Below are 16,554 nucleotides of genomic sequence, written 5' to 3'. Positions count from 1 at the left end.
AAATATAGAACTTGGAAGTTTATTTTATTACAAATTCTGCTTAATTTCACAGCCTTTAAAAACACCATTTATGAAACCCATAGTTTCTAAAGATTCTATAGTATATTTTAACGAAGAATGTTACACGGCTCTTAACTCCTATTTGGAAAAAGCGAATCATTCTAACATCTTTATTTTGGTAGATAGCAATACCTATCAGAATTGCTATGCTCATTTTATGAGTAAAATTGAAGGTTCTTATGAAATCGAAGTTTTAGAAATAGAGCCAGGCGAAATCCATAAGAATATAGAAACCTGTAGCAGTATTTGGAATGTTTTAGCAGAGTATGGTGCTGACAGAAAAAGCTTATTAATCAATCTTGGTGGAGGTGTTGTTACCGATTTAGGTGGTTTTATTGCTTGCACCTATAAACGAGGTATTAATTACATAAATGTACCTACTTCTTTATTAGCAATGGTAGATGCTTCTGTAGGTGGAAAAACAGGTGTAGATTTAGGTAATCTTAAAAACATGGTGGGTGTCATCAGTGAATCCGAAATGGTTTTGGTAGATACTACTTTTCTAGAAACATTACCGACTAATCAAATGTGTAGTGGTTTTGCAGAAATGCTAAAACATGGGCTTATACAAGACCGATCCTATTGGGAAAAAATGATCGACTTATCCAAACTAACTTTAGATGATCTAGATCAATTAATTTATGATTCGGTAGTCATTAAAAACAAGATTGTTTTTGAAGATCCTACAGAACAGAATATCCGTAAGTATCTCAACTTTGGGCATACCTTAGGACATGCCATTGAATCTTTTTACCTGACACATCCTGAAAAGCCCACATTATTGCATGGAGAAGCCATTGCGATTGGAATGATCTTAGAAGGTTTTATTTCTGCTGCATTACTATCTGTAACAGAGCAGGAACTTATACAAATGAGTCAGGTAATTTTGGCTACATTCCCGAAAGTAGCTATAGATCCCAATGATCGACAAGCAATTATGGAATTATTAATCCATGATAAAAAGAATGAAAAAGGAAATATTTATTTTGTTCTCCTTAATACAATTGGAGATGCAAAATATAATTGCACTGTTTCTGATGATCTGATTATTGACGCTTTTGACTATTATGATTCTCTTTAGTCTCGATAGGATTTAATATCTTTAAACCCTAACAAAAAGCACCATAACTTGAAGAAACGACTCTTTAAACTCCTAAAAATATTCTTTATTAGTATTGCAGTCATAGTCATATTCCTAGTGGCTATACTCTATTTTTCTTTACATAAAAAGATGCCAGAAGGCACTTCCGGAGATGAAGCTGACACTTTTGCAATGCAAATCCAAAAAGCTGTACATCACGATCAATTTGTGAATACAGATTACATACAATGGTCTTTTAGAAACAAAAATCATTATGTCTGGAATAAAAAAGAAGGAAAAGTGACGGTAAAATGGGATACATATGAAGCAAATCTGGATCTTCAAAACGCAAATAATAGTACTGTTACAGAAAATGGTGTGTCTTTAGAAAGTAATGAAAAGAAAAAACTACTAGCTAAAGCACTCGCCTATTTTAATAATGATTCTTTTTGGGTAGTAGCACCACATAAACTATTTGATGACGGAGTTACTAGGAAAATTGTGAATCTGGAAGATGGAAACAAAGGTTTATTAGTAACTTATAGTTCTGGCGGAACTACACCAGGAGATTCATACCTCTGGAAAGTAGATAAAAATTATCTTCCCACTTCATACCAAATGTGGGTTTCTCTTATACCAATTGGAGGTATCGAAGCTAGTTGGGAAAATTGGAAAACTACAGAAAGTGGTGCTTATCTTTCACAACATCATAAAGCTTTAGGAATTGGAATTCCAATAAGTAATTTGAGAGCTTGGAATGAGTAAATTTTGATGATTAGTTTTTAGCTATAGGTACATTTTGAAAATATAATATTAGAGCTTTTACTTGCTCCTATAGATCGATCTATCCAGAGGTGTGTACCAAATACCTATACTTTTTACTCAATACTAAAATAATAACGACACATAAAATTCAAATAGCAGAAGTAATAGCAATACTGATATGACATTCAGGATCAATCCTACTTTTACCATCTCAGATACTTTCACATAACCACTAGCAAAGACAATAGCGTTGGGAGGCGTTGCCATTGGCAACATAAATGCACAACTCGATGCCATAGTAACTGGAATCAATAAATGAAGCATTGGAATATCCAATCCTAAAGCAATTCCCGCAACAACAGGAACAAAAATTGCCACCAACGCTACATTACTCATTAACTCTGTCATAAATAACATAAATACAATTAATAATAAAGCGATAATAAGAACACTCAATCCCTTATTATTTGCAATCATATTAGCTACTAATTCTATAAGTCCCGCATGTGACAAACCACTGGCTAGCGCTAAACCACCACCAAATAAAATTAGGATTCCCCAAGGGAGTTTCTGAGTATCTTTCCAAATAAGTGTAAACTCTCCTTTATTCAATTTGAAAGGAATCACAAATAATGCAAATGCTCCCATCATACTGATTCCTGTATCAGATAAATTTAGACCAGGAAAGAAGCCATTAATGGTCGTTCTTGCTATCCACAAAAATATAACAGCACTAAAAATAGTGAGTACCCTTCGTTCTATTTTTGTGATTTTTCCAAGTTTTCTTAATTCATCATCAATTACATTTTTTGAAGATGAAAAACTTACAATTCGATTAGGATAAATCCATTTTACAATTACAAAATAAATTACTCCTATCATCAATACTGAAAAAGGGAAAGCTAGTAACATCCAGTTTAAAAATGAAATCTCAATCTGATATTCGTTCTCTAAAAAACCTACTAATACAGAATTAGGCGGTGTTCCAATAATGGTAGCTACTCCTCCAACATTAGCAGAGAAAGCAATTCCCAACATAATACTTAAAGCAAAGTTTTTATCATTTTTAGTAAAACCATCTTCGTCATCAACCAACAACTGAATAACAGAAAGTGCAATAGGTAACATGACTACAGTACATGCAGTATTACTGATCCACATACTCATAAATGCAGTAGCAACCATAAATCCTAGAATAACACGATTCGGACTTGTTCCTGTTATTTTAATGATTGATAATGCAATTCGTTTATGGAGATTTACTTTTTCTAAAGCTAACGCCATCACGAAACCTCCAAAAAACAAAAATACTATCGGGCTACCATAACTTTGGGACACCGTTTTGAGATCTAAAATTCCAACTAAAGGAAATAAAATCAACGGAATTAATGCTGTTACTGAGATAGAAACTGCTTCAGTAATCCACCAAACAATCATCCATACTGCTACAGAAATTACTTTATCAGCAACTTCAGAAATCATTATAAAAGGCAGGTTTACCAAAACCAAAAATAATAGTGGTCCTACAATTAAACCAACCTTTTTAATCAGTGGATATGTTGTCATCTACTTTTTACTGCTACCAACGAATTGTTGAGATTTATTCTTAAACAAAACATTAAAAGTCGTTAAACTCCCATATATTCTTGTAATGTACTGCTGCAAATCAATTTTATCTTGATCGTCTATTGCCTTAGAACTATTAATTTTTTGTTCCATTACGCGAATTCGATCTCTCACCATTACAATTTTATGGAAAAAAGTATCAATTGGTATTTCTTTAGAAGCTAGATTGGTATCACCTGGTTCTAGTATCAGTTTACCACCTTTCCATTTATCAGCGATTGGTACTATTTCAGAAATATCACTGTAGCGTTTTAATAATTCTCTAAAAGTTCTTTCAACTTCGTAAAAACTAATAGTATCCACTTCGTCCTCTACACCATCAATTATTTCAAAATCTTCGTCTACATCAATGGTTTCTAAACCGTTTTCAATAAAAGTTACCCAATACATTTTCGAGGTTACATTGGTAACAACACCTAAACCATAAGTAGGGTGTTTAATTCTGGAGCCTATGCCTAATATCATTTGATTTATGTTTTAAGCTAAAATATAAAAAGTATCAAAATTTAGTTATGTCTTTATTTAGAAATTATAACAGCTATTTAACAATTGTAAAAGCTTACCCGATTTTACTAACACAACACAAATAACTACATTTGCAATCTTGGTTAAATTTTTATGGGGTTATCAGAAGAAAATATAGAGGTTTTAGGTGCTAGAGTTCATAATCTGAAAAATATTGATGTCACCATACCTAGAGAAAAATTGGTTGTTATTACAGGTTTATCAGGATCTGGAAAATCATCTTTAGCATTCGATACTATTTATGCTGAAGGACAGCGTAGGTATATCGAAACATTTTCTGCATACGCTCGTCAATTTTTAGGAAGCCTTGAAAGACCGGATGTAGATAAAATTGATGGACTATCTCCAGTAATTGCTATTGAACAAAAAACTACCAGTAAGAGTCCAAGAAGTACTGTAGGAACAATCACAGAAATTTATGATTTCTTAAGGCTTCTATTTGCACGTGGTAGCGATGCATATAGCTATAACACTGGTGAAAAAATGGTGAGTTATAGTGATGAGCAAATTAAAGATCTTATTCTAAAAGATTTCGAAGGAAAAAAAATTAATATTCTCGCTCCTATTGTTCGATCTAGAAAAGGTCATTACCGAGAGCTCTTCGAGCAAATTGCTAAACAAGGTTTTGTTAAAGTACGTACAGACGGTGAAATCAAAGATATCACCAAAGGCATGAAACTAGATCGATATAAAACCCATGATATAGAAATCGTTATTGATCGATTGGCTGTTACCAATGATAATGACAACTCTAAACGTTTAATGGAGACTATTAATACAGCTATGTATCATGGTGATGACGTATTAATGGTTATTGAACAAGGATCTTCAGAGGCTCGTTTCTTTAGTAGAAGTTTAATGTGTCCATCGACTGGTATTTCATATCCTAATCCAGAACCTAATAATTTTTCTTTTAATTCGCCTAAAGGAGCATGTCCGAAATGTAACGGTATTGGTAATCTTTATGAAGTGAATATCAAAAAGATAATTCCAGATGACACTAAGTCTATCAAGAATGGAGGTTTAGTTCCTCAAGGACCTCAAAAAAATAACTGGATCTTTAAACAGTTAGAACTAATTGCACAACGTTTTGATTTTAAACTAAGTGACCCCATAAAGGATATTCCGGAAGAAGCCATGCAAATCATTTTGTATGGAGGGAAGGAAAAATTTAGTGTAAATAGTAAGACATTAGGAGTTACAAGAGAATATAAGATTGACTTTGAAGGTATTGCTACATTTATTGAAAACACTTATAATAATAATGATTCAACTTCTTTAAAGAGATGGGCAAAAGAATTCATGGATAATATCGAATGTCCTGAATGTAATGGATCTAGACTGAGAAAAGAATCATTATACTTTAAAGTTGGAGGAAAAAGCATTGCTGATCTCGCAAATATGGATATTAGTGAACTGGTAGAATGGTTTCAAGAACTTCCAGATCAACTAAGTGAAAAGCAATTACAAATTTCTGGTGAAATCCTAAAAGAAATAAATGCAAGATTACAATTCTTATTAGATGTTGGATTAACGTATTTGTCTCTTAATAGGAGTAGCAAATCTCTTTCTGGTGGTGAAGCACAACGTATTCGCTTAGCAACACAAATTGGTTCTCAGTTGGTAGGAGTTCTTTATATTTTAGATGAACCCAGCATTGGGTTACATCAACGAGATAATGAAAAGCTCATCAATTCATTAGTCCAACTAAGAGATATTGGTAACTCTGTTATTGTGGTAGAACATGATAAAGATATGATCGAGCGTGCGGATCATGTCATTGATATAGGTCCAAGAGCTGGAAAACATGGTGGTCAGATTATTAGTGAAGGGAGTCCTGATCATCTTAAAGATCATCAAACACTCACGGCTGATTATTTAAGCGGTAAAAAGCAAATCAAAGTTCCTGCAAAAAGAAGAAAAGGAAATGGTAAAAAGATTTCATTAAAAGGCGCTACAGGAAACAATCTTAAAAACGTATCCATAGATATCCCTTTAGGAAAGATGATTGCTGTAACTGGTGTTTCGGGTAGTGGAAAATCTACTTTAATAAACGAAACCCTATACCCTATTTTAAATGCTTACTATTTTAATGGGGTTAAGAAACCAATGCCTTATCAAAAAATTACTGGATTAGAACATGCGGATAAAGTAATTGATATTAATCAATCTCCTATTGGTAGAACTCCTAGATCCAATCCTGCAACATATACGGGTGTATTTTCGGAGATTAGAAGTTTATTTGCTAAAACTCCGGAAGCGATGATCCGTGGTTACAAACCAGGACGATTTAGTTTTAATGTTGCTGGTGGAAGATGCGAAACCTGTAAAGGTGGTGGTCTACGAGTTATCGAAATGAATTTCTTGCCTGATGTTTATGTGGAATGTGAAACCTGTCAGGGAAAAAGATTTAATAGAGAGACTCTTGAAATACGATATAAAGGAAAGTCAATTTCTGATGTATTAGAAATGACAATTAATGAAGCCTGTGAATTTTTTGAACATATTCCCAAAATTTACAGAAAACTCAAGACTATTAAAAGTGTTGGATTAGGTTATATTACGCTAGGGCAACAATCTACCACGCTATCAGGTGGTGAAGCACAACGAATCAAACTAGCTACAGAATTGTCTAAAAGAGACACTGGAAATACATTTTACATCCTTGATGAGCCTACAACAGGACTTCATTTTGAAGATATTAGAGTTTTAATGGAAGTATTAAACGAATTAGTCGACAAAGGAAATACTGTATTAATTATAGAACATAATTTGGATGTAGTAAAAATGGCCGACTACATTATAGATATCGGATATGAAGGAGGTAAAAACGGAGGTCAGGTAATAGCCAAAGGGACTCCAGAAGAAGTAATAAAAAATAAAAAAAGTTATACTGCGAAGTTTCTAAAAAAAGAACTAGAACAAGCATAACAATTAAATAAACAACCAATCATAAAGACATGCTTTAAAAGCAGATCTTATAAATTAATATATATGAGAAAAGAACAACGTCATAAAGGATGGAATGAGATAAAAACAAATGATTCTTGGGCAATTTTTAAAATCATGGGAGAATTCGTGAATGGATTCGAGAAAATGAGTAAAATTGGTCCTTGTGTATCCATTTTTGGATCCGCTAGAACAAAAACCGATGATACATATTATCAACTAGCTGTGGATGTTGCCCAAAAAATAGTGGAGCATGGTTATGGAGTTATTACTGGCGGTGGACCTGGAATTATGGAAGCTGGTAATAAAGGAGCACATTTAGGAGGAGGAACATCAGTAGGTCTAAACATTGATCTTCCTTTTGAGCAACATGATAATCCTTATATAGATAGTGATAAAAGCTTAGATTTTGATTATTTCTTTGTTCGCAAAGTAATGTTTGTAAAATATTCTCAGGGATTTGTAGTCATGCCTGGTGGATTTGGAACCTTAGATGAACTTTTTGAAGCAATCACACTCATACAAACAAAAAAAATAGCAGTCTTCCCTATCATTTTAGTTGGCTCTGAATTTTGGGGAGGACTAATGGATTGGGTAAGAAGTACTCTTTTAGATAAATTCGGAAATATTAGTCCTGGAGATTTAGATTTAATTCACCTAGTAGATACTCCTGATGAAGTTTTAGATATTCTAGATAAGTTCTATGCACAATATAATTTAAGTCCTAATTTCTAAAAACATCATTTTCACACAAACTCAACAAACTCAAAAATGAAAAAAATAATCATACCCCTTTTTACCATTTTTTTCATCCAAATATCATTTGGACAAAGTACCATTAAAACAATGTTTTATAATGTACTTAATTATCCTTCAGCGCCTCCTTCAAATCGAGCAGAAATTCTGGAAACGATCATAGATAGCTATGAACCAGATATATTTATGATATGCGAACTTGAAACTGAAGAAGGTGGAGAAGACATATTGAATAATTCATTAAACGATGATAATAATAACTATTCTAGCGCTCCTTTTCTAAGTAATTTTTCTAACTCTGATGTAGAATTACATCAATTACTATACTATAACAATCAAAAGTTTCAATTACTACAAAGCGAAAGAATAATTACAACTATTAGAGATATCAATTGGTATACATTACAACTCATATCTAATGATCAAGTAAATAACCCTATCAAAATAGAAGTTTTTGTGTCTCACCTCAAAGCAAGTAGAGGTTTTGACAATGAGGCTAAGCGTTTAGATATGGTTGAAGAATATATTGATAATTATGTCAATTTAGATGAAAACGCTTATGTAATTTTTGCTGGAGATCTTAACTTATACTCTTCTGATGAACCAGCATATGAAGAGTTATTAGATTCAAATAATAAAATTACTCTAGTAGATCCTATTAATACACCTGGCGATTGGAGCAGTAATAGTACTTTTGCCAGCATCCATACGCAAAGCACCAGACTTAGTAATAATGATTTTGGAGATTTTGGTAGTGGTGGCGGATTGGATGATCGCTTCGATTTCATCTTAATGTCTGAGAATATGGTTAATAGCGAAGAGTTAAGTTATGTACCCAACAGTTACCTAGCTTACGGTAACAACGGTAATTGTTATAACCAAAGGATCGACGATGTAGATTGTACTGGAATTTATGATAGTTCATTAAGAGATGCTTTATATGATATGAGTGATCATTTACCCGTGGTAATGGAATTGCAAACTAATCAACAATTACTTAGCACTCCAGAATTTGAAGAGACTACAAATATCATACAGCTTAATAGTGGTACTATAATTGATGACCTATTATCTTTACAAATTAATAGTAATTCAGAGTCTATAGATTTCGAAATATATAATACATTAGGGCAAAAATTGAAAGCATTTTCTGCAGACAGCAATGGTATTACCAATATTTCAGTAGCTGAATTAAGTAATGGAATGTATTACCTGATTCCAGTAAATGTTCGTAGTAATACGATTAAATTTTTAAAGAAAAATTGAATCTTTGTAAGATATACCATATAATTATTTGCCTTTTAGTATTGCAGTTTGCGACGGCTCAGCATAATGTTAGTATTGATGCTATACTCGATGCCGAAAACAAAGTGATATCTATCAGACAACAAATAACTTATACTAATAGCTCTAGCGATATTCTAGAAGAAATATTTTTAAACGATTGGGCAAATAGCTTTGTTAGCAAAACAACACCTTTAGGAGAACGATTTTCAGAAGATTTTTTAAAACGCTTCTATTTTGCCAAAGATTATGAACGTGGTGCTACTTCCATAACATCTATTAAAGATAAATCTGGGAGTAATCTATCCTTTGAAAGATATAATGAAACTCCAGATATTATAAGACTAAAGCTAAATCAAAAACTACTTCCTAGTGAAAGTATAACCTTTGATTTAATTTATAAAGTAAAATTACCCAGTGAAAAATTCACTAGATATGGCTATCATAAAAACGGAGATNTCAGTTTAAAATACTGGTATATAGTTCCAGCAGTGTATGATAAAGATTGGCAAGTTTATAGTCATAAGAATTTAGATGACTTATTTGCACCAATCGCTAATTATGAAATCAATTTTACAATTCCGAGTGAATACAACCTTACTAGCGAACTAAATCAAATAGAAGTAGCTGGAAAAGATGATCAAAGTAAAATAGTACGACTAATTGGAGAAAATAGAAACGAAGTCAACCTATATCTTGAAAAAGAAAATTCGTTTTATGATTTTAAAATGAATGGTGTAAAACTTATTAGCAATATTGATGATAATGAGTTAATGGCAGATATGAAGAGTGTCGCTTCCAAAAGAATTATAAAATTTCTAGAAGATAGACTTGGCCCCTATCCATTTGATAAAATATTAGTTTCTGAAAATGATTATAAGAATAATCCTGTATATGGATTGAATCAACTGCCAGATATACTTAGACCATTTCCAGATGGTTTCCAATATGAAATCAAACAATTAAAATCCATTACAGAAGCTTATATAGAAAAAACACTACTTATTAATCCTAGATATGATGCATGGATAAAAGATGCTATACATATTTATATTATGATGGCATATACAGATCAGTATTATCCTGATATGAAGATTATAGGTAGTTTAAGTAAAGTTATTGGTCTTAGATGGTTTCATGCAGCTGATTTGAATTTTAATGATCAATACTTCTTAGGATATAAAAATATGGCTCGATTATTTCTAGATCAGCCTTTAACCGAACCGCAAGATAAATTAGTAAAATTCAATAGCAACATTGCCAATGCATACAAAGCAGGTGTTGGATTTAAATATCTAGAAGATTATCTAGAAGATGATAATATTTTACAAGATGCTGTAAAACAATACTACACTGATAATACACTAAAATTAACTTCTTCAAAAGATTTCGAAAAGCTTCTTAATGATCTCACGCCAAAAAATATTGATTGGTTTTTTGAAGATTTTATCCCTACTAATGAAAAATTAGATTTTAAAATTAAATCTGTAAAGAAAAGGAAGGATTCTTTAGAAATCACCATAAAAAACAAGAGAAATAATTCTATGCCAGTGTCCATAGCTGGTTTACGAGATGGGCAATTAGTTTCTAAAACCTGGGTTACTGATATTGTTGGAAAGAAAAAGGTAAAGATTGCGAATGAGGATATCGACAAATTAGTTCTAGATTACGATCAAAACATACCTGAAATAAATAGAAGAAATAACCATAGAAATATAAAAGGACTTCTAAACAAACCTATACAGTTTCGGTTTTTACAAGATGTTGAAGATCCTACGAGGAGTCAAGTATTTTATATCCCAGAATTTGAATTTAATGTTTATGATGGTCTTACTATAGGATCCAAATTCTACAATAAAACCTTCATCAGAAGAAATTTTGATTATAGAATCACTCCTAGCTATGGTTTTCTTTCGAAAAAACTAATAGGTTCTGCATTCTTTCAATACAGAGATCAAATAGCTGATTATGGTTTGTATCAAATTCGATACGCTTTTAGTGGTAGTACGTTTAGTTATGCCCCTGATTTGCTATTCAGACGTTTTTCTCCTTCTGTTAACTTTTCTTGGAGACCGCAAGATTTGAGATCCAATGAGACGCAACGTTTATCCATCAGGAGTGTAAATGTATTTAGAGAGAGAGCAGAAAATAATCCTGTAGAAACTCCTGATTATAGTGTTTTTAATGTAAGATATAGGTATTCTGATTTTAACTTATTAGACTTCAATTCTTATATTATTGATTATCAAATAGCTAAGAACTTCAGTAAATTATCAACTACTATAAATTATCGAAAAGTATTTCTAAATAATAGACAATTAAATCTACGATTCTTTGCAGGAGCTTTTCTATTTAACGACACTGAGAGAGATGGTGATTTTTTTAGTTTTGCCTTAGACAGACCAACTGACTATCTTTTTGATTTCAACTATTTAGGTCGTAGTGAAGATTCTGGATTGGTAAGTCAACAGATAATAATTGCCGAAGGTGGTTTTAAATCCCAACTTGACTATCCATTCGCTAATCAGTGGATTACAACATTAAACGCTAATACTAATATCTGGAATTGGATATATGCCTATGGAGATGTAGGTTTTGTAAAAAACAAAGGCATATCGCCTAAATTTGTTTACGATGCTGGTGTTCGAGTAAGTTTGGTTGCAGATTTCTTTGAGCTTTTCTTTCCAGTTGCATCCAACAATGGTTTTGAAATTAGCCAACCCAACTACGACGAAAAGATTCGATTTATTATTACACTAAGTCCACAAACATTGATTGGTCTTTTTACTAGAGAATGGTATTAAACCCCTTACTAATTATTTATAAAGTTTGAAATATTATAAATATTTCTTCTTATTCTTACTTATATCCTTCTCTGGATCTGTATTAGTTAAAAACAGCATAAATAAATATATACTCAGTACGTGTGCTATATTAACCAGAATGGTAAAAATATTACTAGAGTAAAACATTTCATTTATGGGAAGAAGAGAAACAATAAAAATACATAAACAAGCTACAATAATTAATTTCAACGCATCTTTATATACGTCCTGTTTATAAATTAAGTAAGATATAAATATGAATAAAGTAGAAAAAAACAAACAAATAATTACCTCAAGTATAGCATCTATCACCATATCTTTTAGTAATTGAAAAATCGAAATTATTAAATAAACAATAAGAGCAGAACTTACGATTATTGGTATAGAAGTAAACGTTTCTTTTGTAATAAGATGCACGTGCACATACTTTCTAAATGCTAAAGTACACATCAAAAAATAGCATGCCGTAAGCAAACATATCGTTGAAAAGTTTGTAACAAAATCTGAATAAATCAAAATATCACAAAAAATCATCGACAGTAAACTGATTAAATACCAAATATTTATCTTTTGCACCTTAGTAATATAGATAACCCCAATAGACAGTATCATAATAGGCAATGCATACCGTAACCACATCCTATCGAAAAACGCTGCTATAGTAATAACAGCGATGAAAGTGATATAAAAGAATATATTGGTTAGTTCTATTTTTTTCAAAAACTTAAGATTACATTTCTCATACAAAGTTTTAGCAAAAACAAAACCTTAGTAATGAGCCAAAAATTATATTTCTTCTAATTTATATCTTTTTTTTGATTTGTAGGAAAAAGTAAGAATTAAAATTTTTATCAAATTTATTGCAATAAAAAACTTACAAAAGCACTATATAACAAGCAAAAGTTACAAATGTGAAAATTTTGAATATTTGTTAATCGAATCTTAAAAAAACAACCCAAAAAAAGAATTTAACAACAAAAAGGTTAATTACATGAATTATCCTTAATAAATTAAATACTTCTAATCTTGGAATTGGTCTTAATTTTAGCTAAATTTGCACACCGTAAAAATTCGTTCACATGCAGCCTGAAACAACTATTACACCTAATATTTCTTTCGAAGAATATAGAAATCAAATACTTAGAGATTACAAAATTGCATTAATCAGTAGAGAGTGTAGTTTATTAGGAAGAAGAGAAGTTCTTACCGGAAAATCTAAGTTTGGAATTTTTGGTGGTGGTAAAGAATTACCTCAATTGGCAATGGCGAGAGTATTCCGTGATGGTGATTTTAGATCTGGTTATTATCGTGATCAAACTTTTATGATGGCGATTGACCAATATAGTGTTGAACAATTTTTTGCAGGTTTATATGCCCATACGGATATAGAAAAAGAACCATTTGCTGCCGGAAGACAGATGGGTGGGCACTTTGCTACGCATAGTTTAAATGAAGATGGATCTTGGAAAAATCTAACGCAGCAAAAAAATTCAAGTTCTGACATCTCTCCTACTGCTGGACAAATGCCAAGATTACTTGGTTTAGCACAAGCCTCTAAAGTATATCGTAATGAGAAAAGTGTTGCTGATTACACGAATTTCTCGATTAATGGAAATGAAGTTGCTTGGGGAACTATAGGGAATGCTAGTACCAGTGAAGGACTTTTCTGGGAGACGGTAAACGCTGGAGGTGTTTTACAAGTTCCTATGGTGATTAGTATTTGGGATGATGAATATGGAATTTCAGTACACGCTAAACATCAAACTACAAAAGAAAATATATCTCTAATCCTAGAAGGATTTAGACGAGATGAGAAGCATGAAGGTTATGAAATTATTGTAGTAAATGGTTGGGATTATGCTGCATTAGTGGAAGCATATGAAACAGCGGAGGATTTAGCAAGAGAGCAACACATTCCAGTAATTATTCATGTAAAAGAACTTACACAACCTCAAGGACATTCTACATCAGGTTCTCATGAAAGATACAAAAGTGAAGAGCGACTTAATTGGGAGCGTGAGCATGATTGTAATAAAAAATTCAAAGAGTGGATTATAGAACACAACATTGCTACTGCTGAAGAATTACTAGAATTAGAAAAATCTTGCAAGAAAGAAGTTAGAAAAGGCAAAACAGCAGCTTGGAACGCATATCTTTCTGAGATTAAAGAAGAACAACAACAAGCATTGGCGCACTTAAAAGCTGTAGAATCAAGAAGCACGAATAAGAATTTTATTACGCCTCTTATAACAGCGCTATCAGAAAAAGATGAACCAATTCGTAAAGACATCTTAGAAGCTACTAGAAAAGCATTGCGATATGTTGTTAAAGAAAATTATGCAGAAAAGACTGCTCTCCAAAATTGGGTAAACAGCTATCTAGCTGAAATCCAACCTAAATACAGTGATCATCTTTATAATGATTTTGACAGTAATGTGACCAAAATCAATGAAGTTAAACCTCAATATGCAGAAGATGCACAAGACGTTGATGCTCGTGTAATTCTAAGAGATAATTTTGAACAGATTTTTAGTAGAGTTCCTGAATCTTTAATTTTTGGAGAAGATAGTGGTAAGATCGGAGATGTAAACCAAGGTCTAGAAGGTTTACAGCAAAAATTTGGTGAGATTAGAATATCCGACACTGGAATTAGAGAAGCTACCATTATTGGGCAAGGTATCGGTATGGCAATGAGAGGACTTAGACCTATAGCAGAGATACAATATCTTGATTATATTTTATATTGTATCCAAGGATTGAGTGATGATTTAGCAACCTTACGATACAGAACATTCGCAAAACAAAAAGCTCCATTAATTGTTAGAACTCGTGGACACCGATTAGAAGGAATCTGGCATTCTGGTTCTCAAATGGGAGGTTTAATTCATTTACTACGCGGAATTCATATTCTTGTTCCAAGAAATATGACTAAAGCAGCTGGTTTTTATAACACTTTATTAGATAGTGATGAACCTGCAGTAGTTGTTGAGTGTCTTAATGGATACCGTTTGAAAGAAAAAATGCCTTCTAACCTATCAGAAATAAGAACACCTGTAGGAGTTGTAGAAACCATAAAAGAAGGAACAGATATTACATTAGTATCATATGGATCTACGTTACGATTAGTAGAGCAAGCAGCCAAAGAATTACTTTCAGTTGGAATCAACGCAGAAGTAATTGATGTGCAATCATTAATTCCTTTTGATCTTAATCATGATATCGTAAAAAGTATTGCAAAAACGAACAGAATTTTAATTATTGATGAAGATGTTCCAGGCGGTGCTACAGGTTATATACTACATAAATTAATTGATGAACAAAATATTTATCAATACTTAGATAGTGAACCACAAACGTTAAGTGCACAACCACATCGTCCAGCATTTGGAACAGATGGAGATTACTTTAGCAAACCTTCAACAGAAGATATCTTTGAGAAAGTATATGATATTATGAATGAAGTAAATCCTACTAATTTCCCTAAATTAAGATAAAATAAACAGGGAATTAAAAAGGATCTTCGATTCGTATTCGTTTTCCATCTAATATAAATAAAGATCTTTTAACTCTTTTACAGAAGATTGATCTGCCTTTAATGCGTTTAATTCCGTTTTAAGATTATTAATTTCGGACTGAAAAGAAGAAAATTCTTTATTCTCCACAATCACTGTACCTTTTTCATTATCTACCCAAAAAATTAGATACATAATAAGCACTAATGTTGTAATTAACAAAACCGAACACAACACTTTAAACATAAATTTAGAAGCCCGATTTCTTTTTAACTCAGCAGATTTATCATTAAGAAGATCCTCTAATTTACGCTGCTCTACTTCAGCTTTTTCTATCTGATAATGCAGTGATAAAAGATCTTCATTTTTAATATCTGGCATTTTTACAGTGTATTAGAGGATGATTATAAGTTTATATACTATTATGGTAATTTCTGTTTGGTTATTTTATATACAATTCCGTCATTAATTTCTAAAACCATTATTGGGTTAGTAGATATAATTCTTTCAAAAGCTTTTAAAGGAAATCCTGTAGAAATTTGATTTAAGTTCTGAATACGAACTTTATCATTTAATTCCAGCCTTCTTAATTTGGTATTCAAATTAGATACATAATAATTATTGTATAGAAAATAGAGTGTATCACCATTTTTGTCAATATCGTATTCTGCTTCGTTTTGCTCTTTAGCTTTCTGAACAGCTTTTTTTCCTTTATAAAACTCAATAAAATCCGCTTCAATAAAAATCACCCCATTATTCCTGAATACTCGTTTCACATAACAGTGTTGCTTACTAAATTTTAGTTTTTTAATACTCGTAGAATCAGCTACATCTAAGCTATYAGCAAATACCTTGTTTTGAAGACTATCACTTTTGTTACTCAAATTTTGTTTGTATGCTGAAATATCAGATTTCAATTTAGACAATTCATCTTTTAAAGAATCATTTATTTTTTGAATCCTATCCATATCAGCTTTGGTATCCATTTCTTGATCCTTGGCTAAGTTCTGATCTTCACGGCTTAAATAATACATACCAATAGACATGCTCAAAACTACGAGTAAGAAGAATATCATAAAAAAAAGACTATTCCTCTTACTCCGCTTCAGTTCTTCTGATATGGTCACAAGACGATTCTCCAGCTTTTGCTGTTTCATACCGGATTTTTCGA

General features: G+C 31.9%; 10 protein-coding genes. 6 read left to right on the top strand and 4 right to left on the bottom strand.

Annotation, left to right across the window (positions count from 1 at the left end):
- The first annotated feature begins 70 nt into the window (after positions 1–70).
- A complete protein-coding gene (gene aroB, locus GBO31_RS24910) occupies positions 71–1,141 on the top strand; it encodes a 3-dehydroquinate synthase (RefSeq protein ID WP_219011351.1) in 1,071 nt (356 codons plus the stop codon).
- Between the two features lie 48 nt (positions 1,142–1,189).
- Positions 1,190–1,906: a hypothetical protein gene (locus GBO31_RS24905; protein ID WP_219011350.1), complete on the top strand. Its 717-nt coding sequence runs from the start codon at positions 1,190–1,192 to the stop codon at positions 1,904–1,906.
- 123 nt (positions 1,907–2,029) lie between these two features.
- Here GBO31_RS24905 and GBO31_RS24900 read toward each other — a convergent pair whose 3' ends face one another.
- Together GBO31_RS24900 and GBO31_RS24895 are read right to left on the bottom strand one after the other, a co-directional pair.
- Positions 2,030–3,472, bottom strand: a complete 1,443-nt coding sequence (locus GBO31_RS24900) for an SLC13 family permease (protein WP_219011349.1) — start codon at positions 3,470–3,472, stop codon at positions 2,030–2,032.
- The gene (locus tag GBO31_RS24895; RefSeq protein WP_219011348.1) at positions 3,473–3,997 is read right to left on the bottom strand and encodes a hypothetical protein; all 525 of its coding nucleotides are present in this window, start codon (positions 3,995–3,997) and stop codon (positions 3,473–3,475) included.
- Between the two features lie 153 nt (positions 3,998–4,150).
- Here GBO31_RS24895 and uvrA point away from each other — a divergent pair, with 153 nt between their 5' ends.
- The 4 genes from uvrA to GBO31_RS24870 all read left to right on the top strand — a co-directional run bounded on the left by uvrA (position 4,151) and on the right by GBO31_RS24870 (position 15,365).
- The gene (uvrA, locus tag GBO31_RS24890; RefSeq protein WP_219011347.1) at positions 4,151–6,988 is read left to right on the top strand and encodes an excinuclease ABC subunit UvrA; all 2,838 of its coding nucleotides are present in this window, start codon (positions 4,151–4,153) and stop codon (positions 6,986–6,988) included.
- A gap of 63 nt (positions 6,989–7,051) precedes the next feature.
- Positions 7,052–7,741: a TIGR00730 family Rossman fold protein gene (locus tag GBO31_RS24885; protein WP_219011346.1), complete on the top strand. Its 690-nt coding sequence runs from the start codon at positions 7,052–7,054 to the stop codon at positions 7,739–7,741.
- A gap of 36 nt (positions 7,742–7,777) precedes the next feature.
- Positions 7,778–9,028, top strand: a complete 1,251-nt coding sequence (locus GBO31_RS24880; RefSeq protein WP_219011345.1) for a T9SS type A sorting domain-containing protein — start codon at positions 7,778–7,780, stop codon at positions 9,026–9,028.
- A 3,922-nt stretch (positions 9,029–12,950) separates the two neighbouring features.
- Entirely contained in the window at positions 12,951–15,365 is a 2,415-nt protein-coding gene (locus tag GBO31_RS24870; protein WP_219011343.1) for an alpha-ketoacid dehydrogenase subunit alpha/beta, read from the top strand.
- 48 nt (positions 15,366–15,413) lie between these two features.
- Here the strand turns inward: GBO31_RS24870 and GBO31_RS24865 are convergent, their stop codons facing one another.
- Both GBO31_RS24865 and GBO31_RS24860 read right to left on the bottom strand, forming a co-directional pair.
- Positions 15,414–15,764: a hypothetical protein gene (locus GBO31_RS24865; RefSeq protein WP_219011342.1), complete on the bottom strand. Its 351-nt coding sequence runs from the start codon at positions 15,762–15,764 to the stop codon at positions 15,414–15,416.
- 41 nt (positions 15,765–15,805) lie between these two features.
- Positions 15,806–16,554, bottom strand: a 749-nt coding sequence (locus tag GBO31_RS24860) for a hypothetical protein (RefSeq protein WP_219011341.1), incomplete at its 5' end; no start/stop codon positions are given.

Source organism: Aquimarina litoralis, from assembly GCF_019295435.1.
GTDB classification, from domain to species: Bacteria; Bacteroidota; Bacteroidia; order Flavobacteriales; family Flavobacteriaceae; genus Aquimarina; species Aquimarina litoralis_A.
This window is presented reverse-complemented; position numbering and strand designations above follow the sequence as displayed.

Excerpts from the sequence above, each read along its gene's own strand:
- aroB (WP_219011351.1), top strand. The coding sequence starts at position 71 with ATGAAACCCATAGTTTCTAAAGATTCTATAGTATATTTTAACGAAGAA.
- GBO31_RS24900 (WP_219011349.1), bottom strand. The coding sequence starts at position 3,472 with ATGACAACATATCCACTGATTAAAAAGGTTGGTTTAATTGTAGGACCA.
- GBO31_RS24895 (WP_219011348.1), bottom strand. The coding sequence starts at position 3,997 with ATGATATTAGGCATAGGCTCCAGAATTAAACACCCTACTTATGGTTTA.
- uvrA (WP_219011347.1), top strand. The coding sequence starts at position 4,151 with ATGGGGTTATCAGAAGAAAATATAGAGGTTTTAGGTGCTAGAGTTCAT.
- GBO31_RS24885 (WP_219011346.1), top strand. The coding sequence starts at position 7,052 with ATGAGAAAAGAACAACGTCATAAAGGATGGAATGAGATAAAAACAAAT.
- GBO31_RS24880 (WP_219011345.1), top strand. The coding sequence starts at position 7,778 with ATGAAAAAAATAATCATACCCCTTTTTACCATTTTTTTCATCCAAATA.
- GBO31_RS24870 (WP_219011343.1), top strand. The coding sequence starts at position 12,951 with ATGCAGCCTGAAACAACTATTACACCTAATATTTCTTTCGAAGAATAT.
- GBO31_RS24865 (WP_219011342.1), bottom strand. The coding sequence starts at position 15,764 with ATGCCAGATATTAAAAATGAAGATCTTTTATCACTGCATTATCAGATA.